At 58.4% G+C, this 22,646-nt stretch carries 17 protein-coding genes; 7 read left to right on the plus strand and 10 right to left on the minus strand.

The window, feature by feature from the left end:
* Positions 1–72: 72 nt before the first annotated feature.
* Complete coding sequence (gene yjgA / locus G6041_RS13215) at positions 73–624, plus strand: ribosome biogenesis factor YjgA (protein WP_004385258.1); 552 nt, start codon at positions 73–75, stop codon at positions 622–624.
* A gap of 323 nt (positions 625–947) precedes the next feature.
* Positions 948–2,156 (plus strand): aldose 1-epimerase family protein, encoded by a 1,209-nt coding sequence (locus tag G6041_RS13220; RefSeq protein WP_012123726.1) that lies wholly within the window; start codon positions 948–950, stop codon positions 2,154–2,156.
* Between the two features lie 56 nt (positions 2,157–2,212).
* On the opposite strand, the gene mpl is transcribed toward G6041_RS13220, so the two are convergent.
* Positions 2,213–3,592: a UDP-N-acetylmuramate:L-alanyl-gamma-D-glutamyl-meso-diaminopimelate ligase gene (gene mpl / locus G6041_RS13225; protein WP_012123725.1), complete on the minus strand. Its 1,380-nt coding sequence runs from the start codon at positions 3,590–3,592 to the stop codon at positions 2,213–2,215.
* Between the two features lie 175 nt (positions 3,593–3,767).
* Between mpl and fbp the strand changes: the two genes are divergently transcribed.
* A complete protein-coding gene (gene fbp, locus G6041_RS13230; protein ID WP_012123724.1) occupies positions 3,768–4,766 on the plus strand; it encodes a class 1 fructose-bisphosphatase in 999 nt (332 codons plus the stop codon).
* Positions 4,767–5,048: 282 nt separating this feature from the next.
* On the opposite strand, the gene G6041_RS13235 is transcribed toward fbp, so the two are convergent.
* The 5 genes from G6041_RS13235 to ytfQ all read right to left on the minus strand — a co-directional run bounded on the left by G6041_RS13235 (position 5,049) and on the right by ytfQ (position 11,441).
* On the minus strand, positions 5,049–6,614 hold the full coding sequence (locus G6041_RS13235; protein ID WP_012123723.1) for a methyl-accepting chemotaxis protein: 1,566 nt from the start codon (positions 6,612–6,614) through the stop codon (positions 5,049–5,051).
* A 110-nt stretch (positions 6,615–6,724) separates the two neighbouring features.
* On the minus strand, positions 6,725–7,714 hold the full coding sequence (gene yjfF, locus G6041_RS13240) for a galactofuranose ABC transporter, permease protein YjfF (RefSeq protein WP_012123722.1): 990 nt from the start codon (positions 7,712–7,714) through the stop codon (positions 6,725–6,727).
* Positions 7,701–8,723 (minus strand): galactofuranose ABC transporter, ATP-binding protein YtfT, encoded by a 1,023-nt coding sequence (gene ytfT / locus G6041_RS13245; RefSeq protein WP_041460365.1) that lies wholly within the window; start codon positions 8,721–8,723, stop codon positions 7,701–7,703. The genes yjfF and ytfT overlap by 14 nt, the downstream gene beginning before the upstream one ends.
* 13 nt (positions 8,724–8,736) lie before the next feature.
* Positions 8,737–10,239, minus strand: coding sequence for a galactofuranose ABC transporter, ATP-binding protein YtfR (gene ytfR, locus G6041_RS13250; RefSeq protein WP_012123720.1), 1,503 nt, complete (start codon positions 10,237–10,239; stop codon positions 8,737–8,739).
* 245 nt (positions 10,240–10,484) lie between these two features.
* Positions 10,485–11,441, minus strand: coding sequence for a galactofuranose ABC transporter, galactofuranose-binding protein YtfQ (gene ytfQ, locus G6041_RS13255; protein ID WP_012123718.1), 957 nt, complete (start codon positions 11,439–11,441; stop codon positions 10,485–10,487).
* Between the two features lie 77 nt (positions 11,442–11,518).
* Here ytfQ and G6041_RS21590 point away from each other — a divergent pair, with 77 nt between their 5' ends.
* Positions 11,519–11,644 (plus strand): hypothetical protein, encoded by a 126-nt coding sequence (locus G6041_RS21590; RefSeq protein ID WP_007778280.1) that lies wholly within the window; start codon positions 11,519–11,521, stop codon positions 11,642–11,644.
* Between the two features lie 198 nt (positions 11,645–11,842).
* Complete coding sequence (gene ppa / locus G6041_RS13260; protein WP_004388179.1) at positions 11,843–12,370, plus strand: inorganic diphosphatase; 528 nt, start codon at positions 11,843–11,845, stop codon at positions 12,368–12,370.
* Between the two features lie 51 nt (positions 12,371–12,421).
* Here the strand turns inward: ppa and G6041_RS13265 are convergent, their stop codons facing one another.
* The 4 genes from G6041_RS13265 to tamA form a co-directional block, all read right to left on the minus strand.
* On the minus strand, positions 12,422–14,017 hold the full coding sequence (locus G6041_RS13265) for a methyl-accepting chemotaxis protein (RefSeq protein WP_012123717.1): 1,596 nt from the start codon (positions 14,015–14,017) through the stop codon (positions 12,422–12,424).
* A 247-nt stretch (positions 14,018–14,264) separates the two neighbouring features.
* Complete coding sequence (locus G6041_RS13270; protein WP_004387569.1) at positions 14,265–14,600, minus strand: gamma-glutamylcyclotransferase family protein; 336 nt, start codon at positions 14,598–14,600, stop codon at positions 14,265–14,267.
* A 2-nt stretch (positions 14,601–14,602) separates the two neighbouring features.
* Positions 14,603–18,379, minus strand: a complete 3,777-nt coding sequence (gene tamB, locus G6041_RS13275) for an autotransporter assembly complex protein TamB (protein ID WP_012123716.1) — start codon at positions 18,377–18,379, stop codon at positions 14,603–14,605.
* Positions 18,376–20,109: an autotransporter assembly complex protein TamA gene (gene tamA, locus G6041_RS13280; RefSeq protein WP_014728014.1), complete on the minus strand. Its 1,734-nt coding sequence runs from the start codon at positions 20,107–20,109 to the stop codon at positions 18,376–18,378. Before tamA ends, tamB begins: the two co-directional genes overlap by 4 nt.
* Before the next feature lie 224 nt (positions 20,110–20,333).
* Here tamA and msrA point away from each other — a divergent pair, with 224 nt between their 5' ends.
* Together msrA and G6041_RS13290 are read left to right on the plus strand one after the other, a co-directional pair.
* Positions 20,334–20,972, plus strand: coding sequence for a peptide-methionine (S)-S-oxide reductase MsrA (gene msrA, locus G6041_RS13285; RefSeq protein ID WP_007887408.1), 639 nt, complete (start codon positions 20,334–20,336; stop codon positions 20,970–20,972).
* Positions 20,973–21,077: 105 nt separating this feature from the next.
* Positions 21,078–22,493, plus strand: a complete 1,416-nt coding sequence (locus G6041_RS13290; RefSeq protein WP_012123714.1) for a CBM96 family carbohydrate-binding protein — start codon at positions 21,078–21,080, stop codon at positions 22,491–22,493.
* The last annotated feature ends 153 nt before the right edge of the window (positions 22,494–22,646 follow it).

The raw sequence follows: 22,646 nt of genomic DNA on the forward strand, positions 1-22,646 counted from the left end.
GTCTAACAGAGAACCATTTCGCAGTGCGCGCCTTAACTGGTAGTATTAGCCTCTTTTTTTGAGGAGCCTGAGATGACAAAGCAGCCCGATGACTGGCTCGATGAAGTGCCCGATAACGAAAACGATGACGACGATGATGAGATTATCTGGGTCAGCAAAAGTGAAATTAAACGCGACGCCGAAGAGCTGAAGCGCCTTGGCGCTGAACTGGTCGATCTCGGTAAAAACGCGCTGGATAAAATCCCGCTGGACGACGATCTGCGCGCGGCCATTGAACTGGCGCAGCGCATTAAGAAAGAAGGCCGCCGCCGCCAGATGCAGCTTATCGGCAAAATGTTGCGTCAGCGTGACGACGAGCCGATCCGCCAGGCGCTCGATAAGCTCAAAAACCGCCATAACCAGCAGGTGGCGCTGTTCCATAAGCTGGAACAGCTGCGCGATCGTCTGATCGAAGAAGGCGACGACGCGGTGCCGGACGTGCTGAACCTGTGGCCGCAGGCGGATCGCCAGCAGCTGCGTTCGCTTATCCGTAACGCCAAAAAAGAGAAAGAAGGCAATAAACCGCCGAAATCCTCACGCCTGATTTTCCAGTATCTGCGCGAACTGGCGGAAAGCGAGCAGTAATCCCTCCCGGCTCAGGCGCTGCCTGAGCTGTTTCCCCTTTTCTATTCCTTTTAGTGATGGTTTATGACCGCTTTTAAGGCGTCTCTTAACACCGGGCATGACTTCGCTTTTATTGGCTGAATCGTTAAAGCTAAAGCCGCTCATATTCACAACTTTAATTACCGCTCTGCGTACATTTTCATCAATAACAAATCATCCATCACAATTACCTTCGCAAAAAACGGCTTTTTTTAGACAGTTGAAAACGATCACGTTTTCTTAACCTGCGATCCGCCAGGCTGCACGGGCAAAGCTAAAAACGATTCAGCTAAAAGGAAGAAAAGATGAATAAAACCGTATGGCTTACCCCGCTTGCCCTGCTGATTTCTGCTCAGGTGAGCGCGCAAACCTGGGTGCTGACCGATGCTGAACAGGGCGTTGAGAAAGGAAACTGGCAAATCAGCAGCCAAAAGCTGAAGCTTTCTGGCGCGCCGTTCAGCATTGAGCAGAAAGTGCTTCATGGCGGCAAGCAGGAAGGCAGCAAAATCATCACCATTACCAGCAAAGACGGCCTGACCATTACATTAAGCCCGACGCGCGGTATGAACCTGCTGCGCGCCGACGGTTTTGGCGTGCGCATGGGCTGGGATTCGCCGGTGAAAGAAGTGGTTAACCCGGCGTATATCAACCTGGAAAGCCGCAACGGGCTGGGCTGGCTGGAAGGCTTCAACGAGATGATGGTGCGTTGCGGTTATGAATGGACCGGCCACCCGACCACCGCTGACGGTCAGCTTTACACGCTGCACGGCAAAGCGGGCAATACGCCCGCCTCGCGTGTGGAAGTGGAAGTGAGCGACAAAGCGCCATATGAGATCAAGGTGCGCGGCCTGCTGAAAGAAAGCACGTTCAAAAAAGCGGATTTGCAGACCCTGACCGAGCTGCGCTACGTGCCGGGCAGCAACAGTTTCAGCATCAACGATGTACTGACCAACCATGCGGATTACCCGCACGACTACCAGATTATCTACCACAGCAACTTCGGCCAGCCGATTCTGGAAGAAGGCGCGCGCTTTATCGCGCCGCTGGAAAAAGTCAGCCCCTTTAACGATTACGCCAAAGGCGGCCTGAAAGAGTGGAATACCTACAGCGGGCCGACCAAAGGCTTCGATGAGATGGTCTTTAACCTGACGCCGCTCGGCGATGCGAAACAGGAGTCCGTCGCGGCTGTTGTTAACAAGGCGGGCGATAAAGGGGCAGCGATTAGCTTTAACCTGCAGCAACTGCCGGTGCTGACGATGTGGAAAAACACCGACACGCTGAAACAGGGCTATGTGACCGGCATTGAGCCTGGCACCAGCTACGCCTACCCGGTCACTATTGAGCGCGAGCAGAAACGCGTGAAACAGCTCGCCCCGGGCGAAAGCACGCGCTTTGATCTGACCTACACGCTGCTGCATAACGCGCAGCAGGTCTCTGACGTGGAAAAACGCATCGCCGATATTCAGGGCGATAAGAAGACTACGCAGGAAGAGACGCCCATCGCCAAAGAGTGAGCCGGGCCTTAAAAAAAGCCTCCGCATGCGGAGGCTTTTTTATTAGCGGGAGCGGCTCAGAGCGCCTGCGCTTTTTCGGCTTTTTTCGCCAGCGCATCCAGCAGTTTCTGATGAATGCCGCCGAAGCCGCCGTTGCTCATCACCAGAATGTGATCGCCCGGCTGTGCGGTTTTGACAATCATCTCCACCAGCGTGTCGATGTCAGCGCTCCAGTGCGCGGGCTGGATGCAGGCATCCGCCACTTCCGCCACTTGCCACGGAATGTGGTGCGGCTGGAAGAGGAACACTTCATCGGCGCGCCCGAGCGACGGCGCCAGATCGTCTTTGCAGACGCCCATTTTCATGGTGTTAGAGCGCGGCTCAAGCACCGCGATAATGCGCGCCGTACCGCCCACTTTGCCGCGCAGCGCGGCAAGCGTGGCGAGGATAGCGGTCGGGTGATGCGCGAAATCGTCATACACCGTGACGCCGTTGGCTTCGCCGCGCAGCTCAAGGCGGCGACGCGCGTTCACGAACGAGCCGAGTGCCTGTGCGGCATCGGCAGGCGTCACGCCCACATGACGCGCCGCGGCGATGGCCGCCAGCCCGTTCTGCATGTTGTGCTCGCCCACCAGCTGCCACTCCACCTGGCCCACGCATTCGCCGTCCAGCCAGACTTCCCATTTCGAGGCGTCGTTAGTGAGTTTTTTCGCCTGCCAGCGGCCCTGCTCGCCAAGCTGTTCCTGCTCGCTCCAGCAGCCCATCGCCATCACCTGTTTAAGGTTGATGTCGTTTTCCGGCCAGATGATTTTCCCCTGCCCCGGCACAATGCGCACCAGGTGGTGGAACTGTTTCTGGATAGCTTTCAGATCGTCAAAGATATCCGCGTGATCGAACTCAAGGTTGTTGAGCACCAGCGTGCGCGGCGCGTAATGAACAAACTTGGAGCGTTTATCAAAGAACGCGCAGTCATATTCGTCGGCTTCAATCACAAAGAACGGGCTGTCGCCAAGGCGCGCGGAGACGTCGAAATTGCCCGGCACGCCGCCGATGACAAAGCCGGGCTTGTAGCCGCAGGCTTCCAGGATCCAGGTGGCCATGCCTGCCGTGGTGGTTTTGCCGTGGGTGCCTGCCACCGCCACGACCCAGCGGTCGCGCAGCACGAAATCGTGCAGCCATTGCGGGCCGGACATATAAGGAATGCCCTTCTCCAGCACCGCCTCGACGCACGGGTTGCCGCGGGTCATGGCGTTGCCAATCACCACCAGATCCGGACGCGGTTCGAGCTGCGAGGCGTCATAGCCCTGAATTAAGTCAATCCCTTGCTTTTCCAGCAGGGTACTCATCGGCGGGTAGACGTTCGCGTCCGACCCCGTCACTTCATGACCCAGCGAGCGCGCCAGCATCGCCACGCCGCCCATAAATGTGCCGCAAATTCCCAGTATATGAATACGCATAGGTACAGTCCTTATTAAAACTGACGCACATTCTACCTGTTTGACGTGGGGCGAATAAACGCATTTCAGGATAATCCGCATTTTGCTGGCGCGATTCACCTGTGCGCTACAATTTGAATGTTTGTTAAGATTGTTGCGATCGCTTTACTCAACTTCAGGATGCAGGGAAAGTGTTATGAAAACGTTAGGTGAATTTATTGTTGAAAAGCAGCACGAATTTTCTCACGCCACCGGGGAACTGACGGCGCTGCTGTCGGCAATAAAGCTTGGCGCTAAGATCATCCACCGCGATATCAATAAGGCCGGTCTGGTCGATATCCTGGGTGCCAGCGGCGTCGAAAACGTGCAGGGTGAGACGCAACAAAAACTCGATCTGTTCGCCAATGAAAAGCTCAAAGCCGCGCTTAAGGCACGCGATATCGTGGCGGGCATCGCCTCCGAAGAAGAAGACGAGATTGTCGTTTTCGAAGGCTGCGAACACGCGAAGTATGTCGTCCTGATGGATCCGCTGGATGGCTCGTCAAACATTGACGTTAACGTCTCTGTCGGCACCATTTTCTCTATCTATCGCCGCGTGACGCCGGTAGGTACGCCGGTCACGATGGAAGATTTCCTGCAGCCGGGCAGCCAGCAGGTCGCCGCGGGTTATGTGGTTTACGGCTCCTCCACGATGCTGGTGTATACCACCGGTTGCGGCGTGCACGCCTTTACCTACGATCCGTCGCTCGGCGTGTTCTGTCTGTGCCAGGAGCGTATGCGCTTCCCGCAAAGCGGCAATACGTACTCCATTAACGAAGGGAATTACATTAAATTCCCGATGGGCGTGAAGAAGTACATTAAATATTGCCAGGAAGAAGATAAAGCGACCCAGCGCCCGTATACCTCGCGCTATATTGGTTCGCTGGTGGCGGATTTTCACCGTAACCTGCTGAAAGGCGGGATTTATCTCTACCCGAGCACCGCGAGCCACCCGGAAGGCAAGCTGCGTCTGCTGTATGAATGCAACCCGATGGCGTTTCTGGCCGAGCAGGCGGGCGGCAAGGCGAGCGACGGCAAGCAGCGTATTCTCGATATTAAACCGGACAGCCTGCACCAGCGCCGTCCGTTCTTCGTCGGCACCGAGCAGATGGTGAACGACGTCGAGCGGTTTATCCGCGAATTCCCGGACGCGTAAACGCGTTTGTCAGTGATGAAAAAGGCAGCCACGGCTGCCTTTTTTGTTGGCGGGTGGGAGAAAATGGCGGGCTGAGGCAAAAACGGCGGGTGCGCTTCGCTTACCCGCCCTACGAAACCCATCTCATCTTGTAGGGTGGGTAAGCGCAGCGCACCCACCATACCGTCATCTCACATCTCACCTTGTAGGGTGGGTAAGCGAAGCGCACCCACCAGCCGATTTTCTCGCCGCTTATTTGTAGGGTGGGTAAGCGAAGCGCACCCACCGGTTATCAGCGAAAACTTAACCCGCCGTCTGCAACCGGAACGACGCCATCGCTTCCACCAACTGCTGCGCCTGCTCTTCCAGCGAACGGGTGGCGGCGGAGGATTGCTGCACCAGCGCCGCGTTCTGCTGGGCGGTTTCGTCCATCTGGCTCACGGCGATATTCACCTGCTCAATACCGCGGCTCTGCTCCAGCGACGCGTCGGCGATTTCGCGCACCAGCTTCGTCATCCGCAATACTTCTTCGGCAATCTCATCCATCGTTTCACCAGCCTGCATGGCCAGCTCGCTGCCCTCGCCCACCTGACTTTGTGAATTGCTGATAAGCGCGCGGATCTCCTTCGCCGCCTCGGCGCTGCGGCTCGCGAGCGTACGCACTTCACCCGCCACCACCGCAAACCCGCGCCCCTGCTCACCCGCGCGCGCCGCTTCCACCGCCGCGTTCAGCGCGAGGATATTGGTCTGGAACGCAATGGCGTCAATCACGCTCAGAATGTCGCCAATCCGGTTTGAACTGCCGGAAATATCGCGCATCTTCTCAATCACATAACAGACCATTTCGCTGCCGCGATCGGCGGTATCGGAGACCGCTTTCGCCAGCTGATGCGCCATCCCGGCGTTGTCGGCGTTCTGTTTCACCGTCGCGGTGATCTGCTCCATACTCGCCGCGGTCTGCTCAAGCGAGGTGGCCGTCGATTCGGTGCGCTGCGCCAGATCGACGTTGCCCGCCGCCAGCTCGCGGCTCCCGGTGTCGATCTGCGCGCTGGCGTCACGCACGCGCATCACCGACTGCGCGAGCGACAAACGCATCGCCTCAATGGCATTCACCAGCCGCCCCAGCTCGTTATTGCTGGTCGCCGCCAGTGAACGGGTCAGATCGCCTGCCGCCACATGCTCCAGTTGCTCCACCGACTGCGCGAGCGGCTTGAGCAACAAATGCCGCAGCGCCAGCCAGACCAGCGTCATCACCGCCGCGGTCAGCAGCGCCACCAGACCAATCAGCGCCAGCATCACTTGTTTCTGCGTCAGCACGCCGTTAACTTCCTGACGTCCACGCGCCTCGCCCCAGCGCTGAAACGCCTGCACATCGTTATCAAACGCGCGGGTCAGCGGGATAAGCCCGTTGCCGAGCAGATCGTAATAGTCATCCGGGCTTTGCTTGTTGAGCGCCGCCATCATCGGCGCAAGCCCCTGGCCGTTCAGCGCGTTAAAGCTCTGGTTAAGCTTGCCGAGCAGCAGCGCGCCCTGTTCGTCGTCCACCTCGCTGGTAAGCACCGTTTTCAGCAGTTGCTGACCGCGCACCAGCTCGCCCGCGATCGTTTTCACGGACGCCGTCGCGTCGTCCACCATGCCGATTTCCATCTGGCGCACCGCCTGGCCTGCCTCGTTGCGCGCGCGCAACAGCAGCGTATAGCCTTCGTTCAGACGCATCATTTTTTCGCCCTGCAACGCGTTAATGCGCTGTAAGGACGCCGAACTTTGGGTGAGTGAATAGATGCCCATGGCGCTCACGAGCAGAAGCAAAACGGCCATAACCGCCAACAGCGTCAGCAGGCCGGTACGGATAGAGAGATTTCTCAACATGGTGGGGTCCCGGTAATCGCGATAGCTTGATCCATTGAAGAAAAAACTATCGGCAATTACCGGGGAAAGTTTATACAGTTTAGTCAGATCAATATCTTATAACTGAAAAGTTAGCGCGGCGTCACACGCGTGACCTCGGCGCTCTGGCGGTTTTCCCACAGGACCGTCAGCCCGCGCTGCAGCGCGATAAAAATAAACAGCAGCAGCCCAATGGCGATTTTGGTCCACCAGGAGCTCAACGTGCCGTCGAAGTTAATATAGGTCTGGATAAGCCCCTGAATCGCCACGCCAAACAGCGTGCCGAGCACCGTACCCACGCCGCCGGAGAGCAGCGTGCCGCCGATGACCACCGAGGCGATGGCGTCCAGCTCAACGCCAACGCCCGCCAGCGCGTAGCCCGCCGAGGTGTAAATGGAGAAAACAATGCCCGCGAGCGTGGCAAGCCCGGTCGAGAGCATATAAATACGCACGGTGACGCTGCGGGTGGAGATACCCATCAGGTTGGCGGACGTGGCGCTGCCGCCGATGGCGTACACCTGGTTGCCAAAACGGGTGCGGTGCGCGAGGAAAATACCTATAACCACCACGCCCAGCATCAGCAGGCCCATTGCGCTAAGCCGTCCGCCGCCGGGGATTTTCCACGCGAGGCTTGAGAGCGTGTCGTAAATCGGGTGGTTAATCGGGATCGACTCCTCAGACACCAGATAACTGACGCCGCGCAGAAAGAACATGCCCGCGAGCGTAATAATAAACGCCGGGATTTTCAGCGCATTGATAAGCCAGCCCATCAGCGCGCCGAACGCGCAGCCCATCAGCAGGATCAGTGGGAACGCCACCAGCGGCGACATGCCCCAGAAGCCGATCGCTTTGGCGAGGAACACGCCGGTGAAGGCGATCACCGAACCAACCGAGAGATCGATCCCGCCCGAGAGGATCACAAACGTCATGCCGACGGCGATGATCCCAAGAAACGCGTTATCGGTCAGGATATTGCAAATCACGCGCGTGGAGGCGAAACCGGGGAACTGCGTCAGGCAGTAGAGGTAGCCGAGCACAAACACCGCGAGCGTGATGGTCAGCGGCAGATTACGTTTTATCATAGCGGCGCACTCCTTTAATCAGACCAATAAATCGTGGCGACTGGACAATCAGCACGCACAGCACCACCACCGCTTTCACCACCTGATTCAGCTCCGGCGGAAAGCCCGACAGCAGAATCCCGGTGTTCATCCCCTGAATAATCAGCGCGCCGACGACCGACAGCGCCAGGTTAAAGCGCCCGCCCATCAGCGACGCGCCGCCAATCACCACCGCCAGAATGGCATCGAGCTCAAGCCACAGCCCGGCGTTGTTAGCGTCCGCGCCGCGGATATCCGCCGCGACGATGATCCCGGCAATCGCCGCGCACAGGCCGCTCAGCATATAGGTGAGCATGACGATAAGCCGCGTACTGACGCCCGCGTTTTTTGCCGCACGAATATTGATACCAACGGCTTCAATAAACATGCCGAGCGCGGTTTTGCGGGTAAAAAGCCAGAACGCCAGCAGCGTCAGAATCGCGATAATGACCGGCGTCGGGAAGAAAAAGAGCGAACCGCTGCCAAGCCAGGCGAGCGACGGTGAGTTGAACGTGACGATCTGCCCGGATGTAATGAGCTGCGCCACACCGCGCCCGGCGACCATCAGTATCAGCGTCGCCACGAAAGGCTGGATCTTCAGCACCGCCACCAGGATGCCGTTCCAGAGACCGGCCAGCACGCCGACGCCGAGCGACGCCAGAATCACGACGGCAAGACTGTGCCCGCCTACGGTCAGCGTCGCGGCGGTCGCGCCCGCAATCGCCATCACCGCGCCGACGGAGAGGTCGATCCCGCCGGTGGCGATGACGAGCGTCATGCCAATCGCCAGCAGCGCCACGGGGGCGGCGCGGTTGAGGATATCTATCGGGCTACCGAAGAGCCGCCCGTCCTGCAACACAATCTGGAAAAAGTGATCCGCCACCAGGCCGTCAACCAGCAGCACCAGCATCAGCGCCGCGATTTGCGGCATGCCGGGCGGGAAGCGTAAGCGCCGCTTCGGCGCGCCCGTATCCGGTAATGAACGAGGCATCACGCGTAGCTCCTTATGCCGCAATGGCATTCATAATGGCGCCGACCGAGAGATCCTCAAGCGGGATCTCCGCCACCTGCTGGCGGTCGCGCAGGATAATCACCCGGTCGGCGTAGCCCACCAGTTCTTCCAGCTCAGACGAGATGACCAGCAGAGCCAGCCCGTCGGCGCACAAGGTTTCGATAAGCCGGATGATCTCCGCATGGGCGCCGACGTCGATGCCGCGCGTCGGCTCGTCGAGGATCAAAAACTGCGGTTTCGTCAGCAGCCAGCGCGACAGCAGGACTTTTTGCTGGTTGCCGCCGGAGAGAAATTCAATCGGCTGTTCCGGGCCCGGCGTGCGGATGCCGAGCTGGCGAATAAAGCGGGCGGCGATCTCATCCTGCTCGCGCCGCGGGATCGGGCGCAGCCAGCCGCGCTGGGCCTGCAGCGCCAGAATGATGTTTTCGCGCACCGAGGCGGCCCCGATGATGCCGTCGGTTTTCCTGTCTTCAGGGCAAAAGCCGATCCCGAGCCGTGACGCCTGCTGCGGCGAGCGCAGCGTTTGCGGTTTGCCTTTAATGGTCGCCGTGCCGCTGTCTGCCGGATGGATGCCGAAGATGACTTCCGCCGTTTCGGTACGCCCGGAGCCGAGCAGGCCCGCCAGGCCGACGATTTCGCCGGGGCGCACTTCCAGCGAAAACGGCGCGATAACGCCTTTTTTGCCGTAATCGTGAAACGCCGCGACCGGTTTTTCGCTAAGCAGCGTGCGCCCGGCGCGCTGCAGCGCGTTGCTCTCAAGCTCGCGCCCCAGCATCATTTTCACCAGTTCGATTTGCGGCAGGTCGGCGGTGTCGCGCGTGCCGACAAATTTCCCGTTACGCAGCACCGTGATGCGATCCGTGACTTCATAGACCTGATCGAGAAAGTGCGTGACGAAGACAAGGCTGACGCCCTGCGCGCGCAGCTGACGCATCAGGGTAAAGAGCATCTCGACCTCTTTGGCGTCGAGGCTGGCGGTGGGTTCATCAAGGATCAGCACGCGCGCCGAGAGATCAATGGCGCGGCAAATGGCAACGATCTGCTGCATCGCGACCGAAAAGCGGTTCAGCGGCTCGCGAACGTCAAGATGAAATCCGTAGGATTCGAGCAGCGCCGTGGCGCGTTTTTCCATCTCTTTGCGGCGCAGCAGGCCAAAACGGCGCGGCTCGCGGCCAATAAACAGGTTGTCCGCCACCGACATGTTGGGCAGCAGGTTAACTTCCTGGTATACGGTGCCGATGCCAAGCTGTTGCGCGTGCGCGGTGTTGCGCGGCCGCACGGCCTCGCCACCGAGATAAATGGTGCCGCCGTCGGGCTGATAAACGCCGGTGAGCGCTTTAATCAGCGTCGATTTTCCGGCCCCGTTTTCCCCGAGCAGCGCCATGATCTCCCCGCGCCGCAGGCTGAAATCGACATGGTCGAGCGCCTTTACGCCGGGAAACGTTTTGCTCAGGCCTTCCGTTCGCAGGATTTCCTGATGGTTGTCGTTATTCATGGTCGGACTCTCCTGTTGCCTGAGCCTGGCGTGTTGCGGTTAGCGTGATGTTGGTTGGCGCGGCGGGTGCGCTGCCTGGACACGGCGGGTGCGCTACGCTTACCCGCCCTACAAAACTTACGCCTGCTGGCGGGTGCGCTACGCTTACCCGCCCTACATATTGCCCGCTTTTTGACAGGTAGGGCGGGTAAGCAACGCGCACCCGCCGCCGTAAGAACACCTCAAAAACCCGTCACGCTGGTCAATCAATACCCCATCGTTTTCTTCTTCTCTAACATCTCTTTGGCGGTATCCGGCAGATACAGCACCGACTCGGTAATCGTCAGCTTCGGAGGCTGCGTGCCGTCTTTCTTGAATTTCTCCAGCGCGTCGAACGCCGGGCCGGCCATGTTCGGCGTCAACTCTACGCTCGCGTTCGCCTCGCCATCCGCCATCGCTTTGAAAATATCCGGCACGCCGTCGATGGAGCCCGTCAGGATATCTTTGCCCGGCTTCAGCCCGGCCTCTTTGATGGCCTGAATGGCGCCGATCGCCATATCGTCGTTATGCGCGTAAACCATGCAGATGTTTTTGCCGTTGTTCTCGGCCTTGATAAAGCTCTCCATCACCTCTTTGCCCTTCGAGCGCGTAAAGTCGCCGGACTGAGAACGGATAATCTTGATGTTCGGCGCTTTGGAAATCGCCTCGGCAAACCCTTTCTTACGATCGATAGCCACGCTCGCGCCCACGGTGCCCTGCAACTCCACGACGTTACACGGTTTGCCCGCGACGGTTTTCACCAGCCAGTCGCCGATAAGCTTGCCTTCCAGCACGTTGTTGGCGGTAACGGTCGTCATGTAGAGCGACTTGTCTTTGACATCAATGGAACGGTCGAGGAGGATCACCGGGATCTCCGCGTCTTTCGCCTCTTTCAGCACCGGCTCCCAGCCGGTCGCCACCACAGGCGCGATAAAGATCGCGTCCACGCCCTGGGCGATAAACGAACGCACCGCTTTAATCTGGTTCTCCTGCTTCTGCTGGCCATCAGCGACTTTCAGCGTAATGCCGCGCTTCTGCGCCTCGCTTTTCGCAACGCTGGTTTCCGCCGCGCGCCAGCCCGATTCAGAGCCGACCTGAGAAAATCCCACGGTTAACGGGGCAGCCAATGCCATAGACGACATGGCTGCCGAAACTGCTGTGACAACAAGTAAGCGCTTCCACATAAGGGTATCCTCGTAGGGTTATTGTTGGGTAAGAGTCCACCTGTGGCGAAACTATAGACAAGCGTGGATGTAACTGAATGCGTTACATCACAATTCAAAAAAGTAACGAAAAAGTTAAAATTCAGAAGGGGCGGGATTTAACGCCAGCCGGGATACGGCGCGGCAAGCGCCAGCGCGGCATCGGGCAAAAATATTTAGCGTAAAAACGGTCGCCAGAGGCGTAATGTAAACGTTTTCAGTAATTTATTGAGGATGCAGCTGGCTTTATGGATGAACGTGTCATGGGAAAACGCTGAAAGGTGCAGCAGGCTCACCGGTGAAACAAAAGAGTCCACGACTTTCCATTGCAGTTGGCTATAATACCTGGCACTTGTTTGCCATACATTTTTAAGGAAACAGACATGAGCTTACTGAACGTACCTGCGGGCAAAGATCTGCCGGAAGACATCTACGTTATTATTGAAATTCCGGCTAACGCTGATCCTATCAAATACGAAGTGGACAAAGAGAGCGGCGCGCTGTTCGTTGACCGTTTTATGTCCACCGCGATGTTCTACCCGTGCAACTACGGCTACATCAACCACACCCTGTCTCTGGACGGTGACCCGGTTGACGTGCTGGTCCCGACGCCGTACCCGCTGCAGCCGGGCTCTGTGATCCGCTGCCGTCCGGTTGGCGTACTGAAAATGACCGACGAGTCTGGCGAAGACGCCAAACTGGTTGCGGTACCGCACACTAAACTCTCTAAAGAATACGATCACATCAAAGACGTGAACGATCTGCCGGAACTGCTGAAAGCGCAGATCACCCACTTCTTTGAACACTACAAAGATCTGGAAAAAGGCAAGTGGGTCAAAGTGGAAGGCTGGGATAACGCCGAAGCCGCTAAAGAAGAGATCCGCGCCTCTTTCGAACGCGCGAAGAAGTAATTCGCCGCGAATGAAAAAACACCGCCCGAAGGCGGTGTTTTTTTATGGGCGTTACGCCAGCGCTTCGTCCCGGTGCGCCGCCAGACGGAAGACGCTGACGGAATCCAGCAGCTTCTCGGCCTGATACTGCATCGACTGCGCCGCCGCGGCGGACTCCTGCGACAGCGCGGCATTCTGCTGCGTCGAGGCGTCCATCTGCGTCACGGCAATATTAACCTGATCGATACCGGTGCTCTGCTCGCGGTTCGCCATCGAAATGGTTTCCACCAGCTCGCTCACGCGCTGCACGCTTTTCAGGATATCTTCCATCGCGCTGCCTGCGCCTTTCACCAGGCTGTTGCCCTCGGCGATACGGCTCACGGAACGGTCAATCAGGTTACGGATATCCTGCGCCGCCGAGCTGGAACGCTGCGCCAGCGCGCGCACTTCCGCCGCCACGACCGCAAAGCCGCGTCCTTCCGCGCCTGCGCGCGCCGCTTCGACCGCGGCGTTGAGCGCCAGAATATTGGTCTGGAAGGCAATACCGTCGATAACGCTGATAATGTTGCTAATTTCGGTAGAGAACTGGTGGATTTCGCTCATGGTCTGCACCACGCGCTCAACCACTTCGCCACCCTGCCCGGCCACCTGGCAGGCATCGCGCGCGATATCGCTCGCAAAGCGCGAGTTCTCAGCGTTGTTTTTCACCACCGACGTCAGCTCTTCCATCGACGCCGCGGTCTCTTCCAGCGCGCTCGCCTGCGCTTCGTTGCGTGCTGAAAGCTCACGGCTGCCGGTGGCGATTTGCGCCGACGCGGTGGCGATGGTCTCTGTGCCGCTGCGCACGCCAGAGACGATGCGGGTGAGGTTACCGTTCATCTCCTGGAGCGCGCCCATCAGCTCAGCGGTCTCATCGCGGCCGCTGACGGTGATTGTCGTTTGCAAATCACCGGCAGCAACGTTACGAGCAATAATCACGGCCTGCGCCAGCGGGCGCGTGATGCTGCGCACCAGCCAGAAGGTGATCAGAATGCTCGCGATAAGCGTCAGCGCCATCGTAATAAGCAGCATCGTGCGAGTCTGCTGATACTGCGCCAGGTTGCGCGCCTCGGTCTGACGGGTCAGCGCATCCGCCTGCTTCAGCGTTTTCGCGACGACGTCATCAATCATCCGGGTCGGCTCGCGGTCGATACCGCTCACCAGCTTATCGACATGCTGGGCGCTCGTCGGGTCGGCGATATTGTATTGCGCAATCGCCGCCAGATAGCTTTTTTCAAGCTCCTCGTGCTTTGCGATAGTCTGGCGCACCTCATCCACGCCCATGCCAAGCTGCGGCAGCAGCGTCGCAAGACGGTTTAACAGCGCCTGGGTTTTATCGCTCTGATCGACAAACGCGGCTTTGTATTTATCAAACGCCGCCTGCCCCTGCGTGCCGCGCAGCAGCGTGTTTTTCCACTCCTGTACCTGGATTTTGAACTGCACCTGCGCGTTCCGCGCGGTGTCGATGCTCTCTGCTATCACCTTTTCCGTGGCCATAATGTTGTTGTTTTGCTCAAGCCCGTCGGCGTTGATAGTCAGACCGCGAATGCCGATAAAGAGCACCGCGACAAGCAGTAACGCCGCCAGCAGACCGAGTCGTTGCCCGATTGTCAGGTGGTTTAATTTCATACTCTGTTTCCCATGGTGTAGGCACGCCTGAAAGGGGCGCTTCGGATCTATCGGCCTGCGAAATACGAGCTTTATGGGACGGAAACACGCGAAAATGGTAGCAGCAGTTAAGTACTTAATTAGTCACGCTAAAACTTTTATGGCAGTTTTATGACAGCGCAGATTTACGGCAGGGGTAAAAGTCCGTGCGTATAACGTCGCCCATTAAAAAACCACGCCGAAGCGTGGTTTTCGAGGAAGAACGATTTTACCTGTCGAGCCAGTTGCCGCTTTCGATGCGGGTCAGCCCTTCAGTTGGTCGTTGGTAAACATACATCCAGGCGCTGCCGTACGGCGTCTGGATAAGCTGGCGTTTATATTCACCGCGCGCGGTGCGCAACGCATCCAGCTCCGCAAGCGTCGTGGCATCGATGCGATACACTTCGCCGACTACCGAGCCTTCGCCTGGCACTGCCCCAGGGTAATGCCCCAGACTGAAGAGCTGGTAGTTTTCGATGTCATAATCGCCCAGCCACTGGGCGTTGGTCATCCAGTGGCTGTTGCCTTGTTTGCGTCGTAAACTGCCGTAGACAAATATTCGCATTGCTAAAACTCAAACTGATAGAGCACATCAAGTGCCTGATCTACGCCAGACACCGCTTCCAGATATAGCTTAGGCATCAGGCGATACCTTAGCGTGAGCGTCGCCAGCGAGTCAAAAATGCCCACGCCGTATTTCACCTGGAGACCCGGCAGTACATAGCCGCTGACCACCACCTGGGAGGAATCGCCCACCCCTTCGGTGTCCAACGCCAGATTGCTTACGCCAAACGTCTCGCCGATTTTACCCACAACCTGACCACTTTGTGCAACCCCCAGGCCAATCAGCATGGACGTCATGGCGTCGCTGTCGCTCTGCCCGCTCTCAAGTCCCTGCCCGCGCAAGAGATAAGAGAGCGCCTCCTGCTGCGACATTGCCGGGTCGGAGAAGACTTCCACCTTCGGCTCGTCGGTTTCGCCAGTTACGCGCACGCCAGCGATCACATCGTTTTCGGTGGCATCAGGGTTACGGATCGCCTCGATATACAGGAGTGGCCGGTCCGGCGGGCCGGAGAACAGCAGCTCACCCTTACGCACCAGCAGATCCTGGCCGTAAGCGTGGAAGCGCCCTTCCGGAATATTAATCTGCCCGTTCAGGCCCAGCCCCTGTTTATCCTGCGCGACTTTCAGATCGCCGGTGAGACGCGCCTTCAGCCCAAAAGCATCTATCCGCACGTTGTTCCCAACGTGAACGATGAGATTACTATTGATCGGAATGGAAGCGTGCTGCTCCTCTTCCGGTTTCAGATTTTCATCGAGCAGAACTTCATCACTGGAGACGCCCACCGCGCTTTCCGGCAGATCGTGTACCACGATGCGCGCCCACGGCACATCCACGCGGCCATCAAGCGTAATCAGGCTTGGCGTCGCCTCCAGCACCACATCCGGCGAAACGTCCAGGCGCACCATCGGTGGCACGGTGATCCGCACGCGGCTGCCGCGCGCCGCCACTCGGGCGCGCCAGTTATCGATCTGGCTCCAGTCGGCGTTACCGTTCAGCGCGATTTCGCCCTGCTTCGTGCGCACCACGCCCTGCAGCGTCGAACTCATGCCATTGAAGTTCATGGCAAGCTGGCTCGGCTGCATATCGAACGGCATAAAGTTGCCCTCGATATCCACACCGTTAAGCTGCATCTGGCCGAACAGCTGCGGCTGGCGGGCGTCGCCGCCAAGCCGCAGGTTCGCGCTCAGAATACCCGCCGCTTTCTCGCCGCGCGAAAAGACCGGGTTGGCGATAGCGAGCGAGAAATTACGGATATTGATATTCCCGGAAAGATTGCGGCGCTCCTGTGGGTCCGCCACCTGAATATCACCGTCGAACTGGCCGTTATTAGCGAGACGAATCAGCCAGTTGAGCCGCGCACGGTTATTACGCAGCTCCGCGTTCAGGTTCAGCGTGTCGAACGCCACCAGCAGCGGATTGCCGTTCACCAGTTGCGTCACGCGAACCCCGCGCCCGGCGAGCTGCACCTGTCCCTGCGGCAGCCCTTCTTTTGTGGTATCCCAGCTGACATCCGCTTTACCGGTGAAAAGCCCGCTCGCCTGCGTCTCTTCCGGCATAAACGGTTTGATCATGGCCAGATCGAAACGGTTGAGATTCACCTGCGCCCGGCCGGTCGCGCCCGCATCGATGGTTTGCGGAACGCAGAGCTCGGCGTTCGGGTTACGCCAGCAGTGCGGGCCGATGGCGATTTTCTGCTCCTGCCCGCGATAGTCGAGCGTCAGCGCGCGGCTTAGCGCCCATGGGCCGACTGGCGTGGCGAAACGCGTATTATCAATCTCGCCGCGCCAGCGCATCGCCTGACGGTCAAAGCTGCCGCGCAGGTCGAGCTGCCCGGAGACCGGCTCGCCCTGCACGCGCAGCGCCATCTGATGTGACTTTTCATTGCCTTTGGCGGCGAGCGTAATCAGCCGCAGGTTGATATCGCCCTGCACCAGACGCTCAACGCGCAGATCCAGCGAGCCGCCGATCTGATCGGTGGATTTCACATCGCCAAGCAGGCGCACCTGCGCGACGGAGAGCTCCTGCCAGCGCAGGTTGCGCGCGGTGACATCGGCGTTAAGTTCCGGTGCCTCGACGTTACCGCGAATTTTCACCAGCCCTTTCGCTGTGCCCCCAAGCCCCGGCAGCGCGTTATCCAGCGCCGGCGCGTCAATCGTCGCGTCCAGCGCCAAGTCTTTAACGCCCAGCTCGCCCTTCACGTCCGCTTTATTGCGCCCTAATTCCAGATGCAGGCCGGGGATGGTCCACTGAAGATAGCTGTTGCCCTTAAGCTGCCCGTCGACCTTCACCTTATTCTGCTTAACGTTGCCCGCAAGCTTCAGCTCCGGCACATCAAGCTGCCAGGTGCCGCCATAGAGGCTGCCGCGCAGCTTCATCAGCCCGTCAAGCTTCGACGGCCACTCCGGGTACTGTTTGGCGGTGTTAATGCCTTTCAGCGCCAGTTCGCCGCGCCAGCTGATGGCCTGCTGCCAGTCGAGCAACGCGGTCAGCGTGGTGTGGCCCTGCAGCGCCGCGACATCCAGCTTATCAATGTTGATCTGCTGTTCATTGCCTTTGCCGTCAAGCGTAATGGTGGCGGGCGGCAGCTGATCGCCTTTCACGGCGGTACGGAACGACAGCGCGTAATCGGTCATTTTGCCGGAAAGCTTCAGTTTAAGATCGTCAGCCTGATATTGTTTCGGGCCAGTGAGCGGCCAGTAGAGCTGCTCGCTGGTAATATCCAGATTGAGCGGCAAGCCCGCTTCGGCAAGTTTCGTCTGCCCGCGCAGCACCACATCCACCGGGCCGGAAAGATTGACGCCGAACTCCAGCTGGTCGCGCAGCGCGCCGCCCACTTTGAGCTTCACTTTCTCGCCCTTGAGCGGCTCCACGTTCAGCGTGCTGTTAAGCGTAATATCGACCGGCCAGTTGTTGCGCAGCTCCGCGCTGCCGGTGGCGTTAACCGTGCCCTGATTCGAATCGATATCCAGCGTGTCGAGCTTCGTGACGCCATCCACGCTGCTGATTTTCAACAGCAGATTACTGACCGTAATATCGGTGTCGCCAGTCAGGCGCAGCTGCTCGCCGTGAAAATTTTCCACCGTCAGGTTGAGCGGCAGATGGACATCCGTCATCTCCGGCAGGACAGGTTTAGCGAACAGCTCACGCAGCGTCTCGCCGAGCGGTTTCTCCTGCGGCTGCGGGTTATTCACCTTCGGCTCGATCACCTCCTCCTGCGCCACATCCGCCGCTTTGGGCAGCGCGATGAGTAGCCCCTGTAACGAGGTCGGTTTGAGCGTCAGATTGCGGCTCTCCCAGGCGAGGCCCGAGCTGAAATCCATCACCGACACCAGCGTATCGTCGATTTTAATGTTGACGTTATGCAGCGCCGCCCGGCTCAGCGTAATCGGGTACGGCGTGGAGAGATCAAGCGGCCCGCTCTCTTCTTCTTCCACTTTCGCCGCTGGCGGCATTTTTTTGGTATCGACGACCACGTTGATATCTTTCAGTGAGAAATCATTCACGCACAGGCTGCTGTCGCGCAGGCAGGCGAGCTTCACGGAAAGATGAATTTCGCCAGCGTTAACGTCCACGCCCGGCTGCTGGTAGCGCAGCGAGGTGATAGTCAGGTCGCGCCAGCCGCCGGTGACGCGCCCGATATCCAGCCCCGGCACCCAGCGATTAGCGGCGTTAAAAACCAGATGTAAACCTGTCGTGGTGCCCACCAGAAAGCCAACGGTTGCGATAAGCAGCACGACAACGGCCAGAACGGCGAGGCTGATTTTTTTCATACGACTCATAATTCAGGCCCCAGACCGATGTAAAACTGCAAACCATGCTCCTCTTTGTCGCCAACGGGCACCGCGAAATCCACCTTGATGGGCCCGACCGGCGACTGCCAGCGCACCCCGACGCCCGCGCCGGTTTTGAAATTGCTTTGCTTGATGTCGTTGACGGCTTCGCCGGAATCGACAAACACCGCGCCCCACCATTTGCCGGTCACGTTGTACTGGTATTCCAGCGAGCCGGTAGCGAGCTTCGAGGCGCCGGTCAGCTTGCCGTCGTCATCTTTGGGAGAGATAGATTTATATTTATAACCGCGGATGCTGCGGTCGCCGCCCGCGAAGAAGCGCAGGTCCGGCGGCACGCGCTCAAAGTCGTTGGTTTCTATCCAGCCGAGGTTGCCGCGCGCCACAAAGCGATGTTTGTCATAGAGCGTGCGTATCCAGACGTTTTGCGCCTGCAGGACGACGAAATCGACGTCAGAGCCCCAGGCGGAGTCAGAGTAGTCAATGGAATAGCGCTGTGAATCGCCCCACGTCGGCATCAGGCCACCGCGTGAACGAGTGCGGCTTAGCATCACGCCCGGATAGAGCAGCATCGTGGTATGGGTGACATTGGCCTGGGTAAAGTGATCCAGACTCCAGCGCAGGTTAATGGCGCGCTGCCAGCCGCTTGAGAGATCCCAGTAGCGGGAGACGGCAAGCGTGGTGGAATCTGCTTCGGTGTCGTTGAGATCGGTGCGCTTAAAGCCGCCCTGCACCAGATAATATTGCTCCAGCGGGTTCTTCAGCAGCGGCATTTTATAGCTGAAATCAAGCTGCTGCTCCGGCGCGGAGATACTGGTCGAGGTGGTAAGACTGTGGCCGTAAGAGTTGATCCACGGTTTGCGCCAGTTCGCTTTGAGACGCGGACCGACGTCAGTGGAGTACCCCGCGCCCACTTCGACGGTATTTTTAATGCGCGGCGAGACCACGCCCCGCAGCGGCAGCACTTTGGTCTTCCGGGATTTTTCAAATTCCGGCGCCACGACGACCGAGTTAAACCAGCCGGTGGCGGATAAACGGCGGCTCAGCTCCGCCACGTCGCTTGACTGGTAATAATCGCCCTTTTTAAACGGCACCAGGTTTTGCAGATACTCTTCGCGGATCTGCGAGCCGCTGAAGGTGACATCGCCGAAGCGGTAGCGCTGCCCGCTGTCGTAATCGATATCCCAGAACGCCTCGCGACGCTCCACCGAAACGCCAAGCTGGCTCTTTTTATATTCGCTGTCGAAATAGCCCCGACGCAGCGCCAGGCTGGTCAGCCCTTTTTTGAAACTGTCGTAGTCGTTATGGTTCAGCACTGTGCCGATGGCGGGACGCTTTTTCAGCAGCGCCAGATACTCTTTATCGTCGCGCGCGCCGCCGCGCAGAATCACATTCGTTCCGGCGATAAGCACCGGTTTGCCCGCGTTAACCCGCGCCAGCAACACCTGGCGACGTCCGCCCGGCGGCGGTTCACGCAGTTCGAAATCAATGGTCGGTTCGTAATAGCCCAGCGCTTTCAGCCCGTTGCGGATGGCGTCATCGACGCGCGCGCGAAAGCGGCGGTCCGGCGTGACCTCATCCGTCTGAATCGTGGAAAGCTGAGCGCGAACGTTTTTTTGTAGCGCGCCGGTCAACCCTTCCACCTGCAAACGGACAGGCGCAGCGGTCGAGGCGCCCGCCACCAGCAGCGTGGCCCAGCACAAGTTACGGATTAATGGCACGTTCTCTCCTGAATATCCCTTATTCCCACTCCCGGGAGGAAACCTGATGCCGCTCCGCGGCCTGACAAAACTCCGGTAAATGGAGTTGAAATGAAGACGATCACCCAAATATTTCTTATGTTTAATTTAGTCGCATTTAAGAGGTTTATTGTGGGCAAAGAGCCGCTTCGTGACAACCGCAGGCGAGAATTTGCACGCTTAACATTTTTCAGGAGGTCGGCCCTATGAGTTTTTTTGATAAGAAACAAATGATTACCGAAGAAGAGGCTCTGCCGGGGCGTAACACCCGTATGCCGGTGGCAGCGTTGCATACCGTGACCGGACACTCAATGACCAATGTGCCGGAGGGAATGGAGGTGGCGTTATTCGCGATGGGCTGCTTCTGGGGCGTGGAGAGACTCTTCTGGGCGCTGCCGGGCGTCTACAGCACCGCGGCGGGCTACACCGGCGGCTATACGCCAAACCCGACCTACCGCGAAGTCTGCAGCGGGCAGACGGGGCACGCCGAAGCGGTGCGCGTGGTCTATGACCCGAACGTCATCAGCTACGAACAGCTGTTACAGGTGTTCTGGGAAAACCACGATCCGGCGCAGGGGATGCGTCAGGGCAACGATGTCGGGACGCAATACCGTTCGGCGATCTACCCGTTAACGCCGGAGCAAGAGGCCGCGGCACAGGCGAGCCTCGAACGGTTCCGCGCGGCGATGGAAGCGGCGGGCGACTATCGCCATATCACGACAGAAATCGCCCCGGCCAAACCGTTTTACTATGCCGAAGACGAACACCAGCAGTATCTGCACAAAAATCCGTACGGCTATTGCGGCATCGGCGGCATCGGCGTGTGCCTGCCCCCCGAGGCGTAACAATTTATCAATCATTGTATTATCAGGATTTGTGATAAGTGATGAGAGGCGTTAAGCGGCGCGCCCATGCTATCCCTCAACCGACACTGGTTGCGGAGAACTGCTATGAAACTCATCACGCTGTTACGTTCGTTGATCCCGGTGGTGACCGGTCTTAGTGCGCTTTCCGCCTGGGCCGGTCCCCAGGCGGATGTTGACTGTGCTTACCACCATACCGCTGGCGACGATGCCATCATGATGTATGGCATGCCAAACCACGCCATGCTGCATGACTTCTTTGGCAATACCCATACCGACGCTTATTCCGATTATGTCCGGCTGCGAAACCAGCCGGATAATACCTGTAATAACAAAGCGGACAGCTCCGCCTGGTGGGTTCCCACCATGAAGTTGCCCGACGGACAAATCGTCAAACCTGCCTACCAGAAAACCTACTATCAAAGCACCAGTGTAGATACTTACCCCCTGACCCCCTTCCCGCCCGGTCTTGAGCTGCTGGCGGGCGATCATTACGGCACCGGGCCTAACCGGCACATCACCTTTCTGTGCGCCAATGGCAAGGGGTATACCAATACGGCAGGCGAAGTCTGCGGGTTACGCCAGAAAGGCGATGCGGTACAGTTTAATATCGGTATCCAGTTCCCGAACTGCTGGGATGGCGTCAACCTCAAACCCGCACGCGGCAGGATGAACGCCACTTACACCAACGACGCAGGCGCGTGCCCGGCGGACTTCCCGGTGAAAATCCCGACGGTGAATATGAACGTCGCCTGGGTTCTGCCACAGATTACCTCGCTTGATACCGCAAAAATTCAGCTGTCGATGGACCCACAAATGGATGGCGAAACCCGCATTGAGAAATGGGGCAGTATCTACACCGCTCATGGCGACTTTATGAATGGCTGGCCGGTGCAATCGGCGCAGTTTATGACCGAAGAATGCATGAACAAAAATATGGACTGCGGCACCAATATTCCGTTCAGTTACCAACGCGCCAGCGCCGATACGTTTGTCAGCAGCGCGGAGCCGGGCCGTAACTTTGGTGACGAGGCGACGCTGCAGGTGCAGGATGACTGGCGCAACGGGGGACGCACCGCCAATAAAGAGGTCATGTCGCTGGTGAAATTTTCCATCCCGCCGCTGCCTGAAGGCTATACCGACGCCGATGCCGCACTGTTTAAATATAAAATTCGCATTTATGGCGGGAAAAACGGCGAAGGCGCGAATCAGATCTTTTTCTACCCGGCCGATACGCAGTGGGATGAGCATCAGGTGAACTGGAATAATCGTCCGGCGTGTAACTACAAATCTGACGGCATTCTGTATCTCGATAACGCGCGAATCTATCGCTACGTGGATGTTGATAAAGCCGTGCGGGCCGCGCTGGCTGCCGGGAAAACCGAAATCGCCTGGTACATTGGCGGTGACCGCCAGGGCGGCAATTACAGCTTTAACCCGGCAGGCACCAAAGAAAACCTGCTGCTGATGCTGACAGGCTACGAAAACGTACCGGAGATCTGACCGTTTACGCCCGCCGCAATTTCCCTACGCGGCGGGCGCTTTCTTCACCCGTTGCGCAAGCCCTCTGGCAGCCACGCCGGGGCTTACGCTATACTACCCTTTGAATTTGCAGGCCTCCTTCTCTACAGCCTGCATTCACCGTGTTTTCACACA

Origin of the sequence: Cronobacter sp. HA18003 (assembly GCF_011605905.1) — a bacterium.
GTDB lineage: Bacteria > Pseudomonadota > Gammaproteobacteria > Enterobacterales > Enterobacteriaceae > Cronobacter > Cronobacter sakazakii.

What these genes read in the sequence shown, in the direction of transcription:
- yjgA (WP_004385258.1), top strand. Translation starts at nt 73, where the DNA reads ATGACAAAGCAGCCCGATGACTGGCTCGATGAAGTGCCCGATAACGAA.
- G6041_RS13220 (WP_012123726.1), top strand. Translation starts at nt 948, where the DNA reads ATGAATAAAACCGTATGGCTTACCCCGCTTGCCCTGCTGATTTCTGCT.
- mpl (WP_012123725.1), bottom strand. Translation starts at nt 3,592, where the DNA reads ATGCGTATTCATATACTGGGAATTTGCGGCACATTTATGGGCGGCGTG.
- fbp (WP_012123724.1), top strand. Translation starts at nt 3,768, where the DNA reads ATGAAAACGTTAGGTGAATTTATTGTTGAAAAGCAGCACGAATTTTCT.
- G6041_RS13235 (WP_012123723.1), bottom strand. Translation starts at nt 6,614, where the DNA reads ATGTTGAGAAATCTCTCTATCCGTACCGGCCTGCTGACGCTGTTGGCG.
- yjfF (WP_012123722.1), bottom strand. Translation starts at nt 7,714, where the DNA reads ATGATAAAACGTAATCTGCCGCTGACCATCACGCTCGCGGTGTTTGTG.
- ytfT (WP_041460365.1), bottom strand. Translation starts at nt 8,723, where the DNA reads ATGCCTCGTTCATTACCGGATACGGGCGCGCCGAAGCGGCGCTTACGC.
- ytfR (WP_012123720.1), bottom strand. Translation starts at nt 10,239, where the DNA reads ATGAATAACGACAACCATCAGGAAATCCTGCGAACGGAAGGCCTGAGC.
- ytfQ (WP_012123718.1), bottom strand. Translation starts at nt 11,441, where the DNA reads ATGTGGAAGCGCTTACTTGTTGTCACAGCAGTTTCGGCAGCCATGTCG.
- G6041_RS21590 (WP_007778280.1), top strand. Translation starts at nt 11,519, where the DNA reads ATGCGTTACATCACAATTCAAAAAAGTAACGAAAAAGTTAAAATTCAG.
- ppa (WP_004388179.1), top strand. Translation starts at nt 11,843, where the DNA reads ATGAGCTTACTGAACGTACCTGCGGGCAAAGATCTGCCGGAAGACATC.
- G6041_RS13265 (WP_012123717.1), bottom strand. Translation starts at nt 14,017, where the DNA reads ATGAAATTAAACCACCTGACAATCGGGCAACGACTCGGTCTGCTGGCG.
- G6041_RS13270 (WP_004387569.1), bottom strand. Translation starts at nt 14,600, where the DNA reads ATGCGAATATTTGTCTACGGCAGTTTACGACGCAAACAAGGCAACAGC.
- tamB (WP_012123716.1), bottom strand. Translation starts at nt 18,379, where the DNA reads ATGAGTCGTATGAAAAAAATCAGCCTCGCCGTTCTGGCCGTTGTCGTG.
- msrA (WP_007887408.1), top strand. Translation starts at nt 20,334, where the DNA reads ATGAGTTTTTTTGATAAGAAACAAATGATTACCGAAGAAGAGGCTCTG.
- G6041_RS13290 (WP_012123714.1), top strand. Translation starts at nt 21,078, where the DNA reads ATGAAACTCATCACGCTGTTACGTTCGTTGATCCCGGTGGTGACCGGT.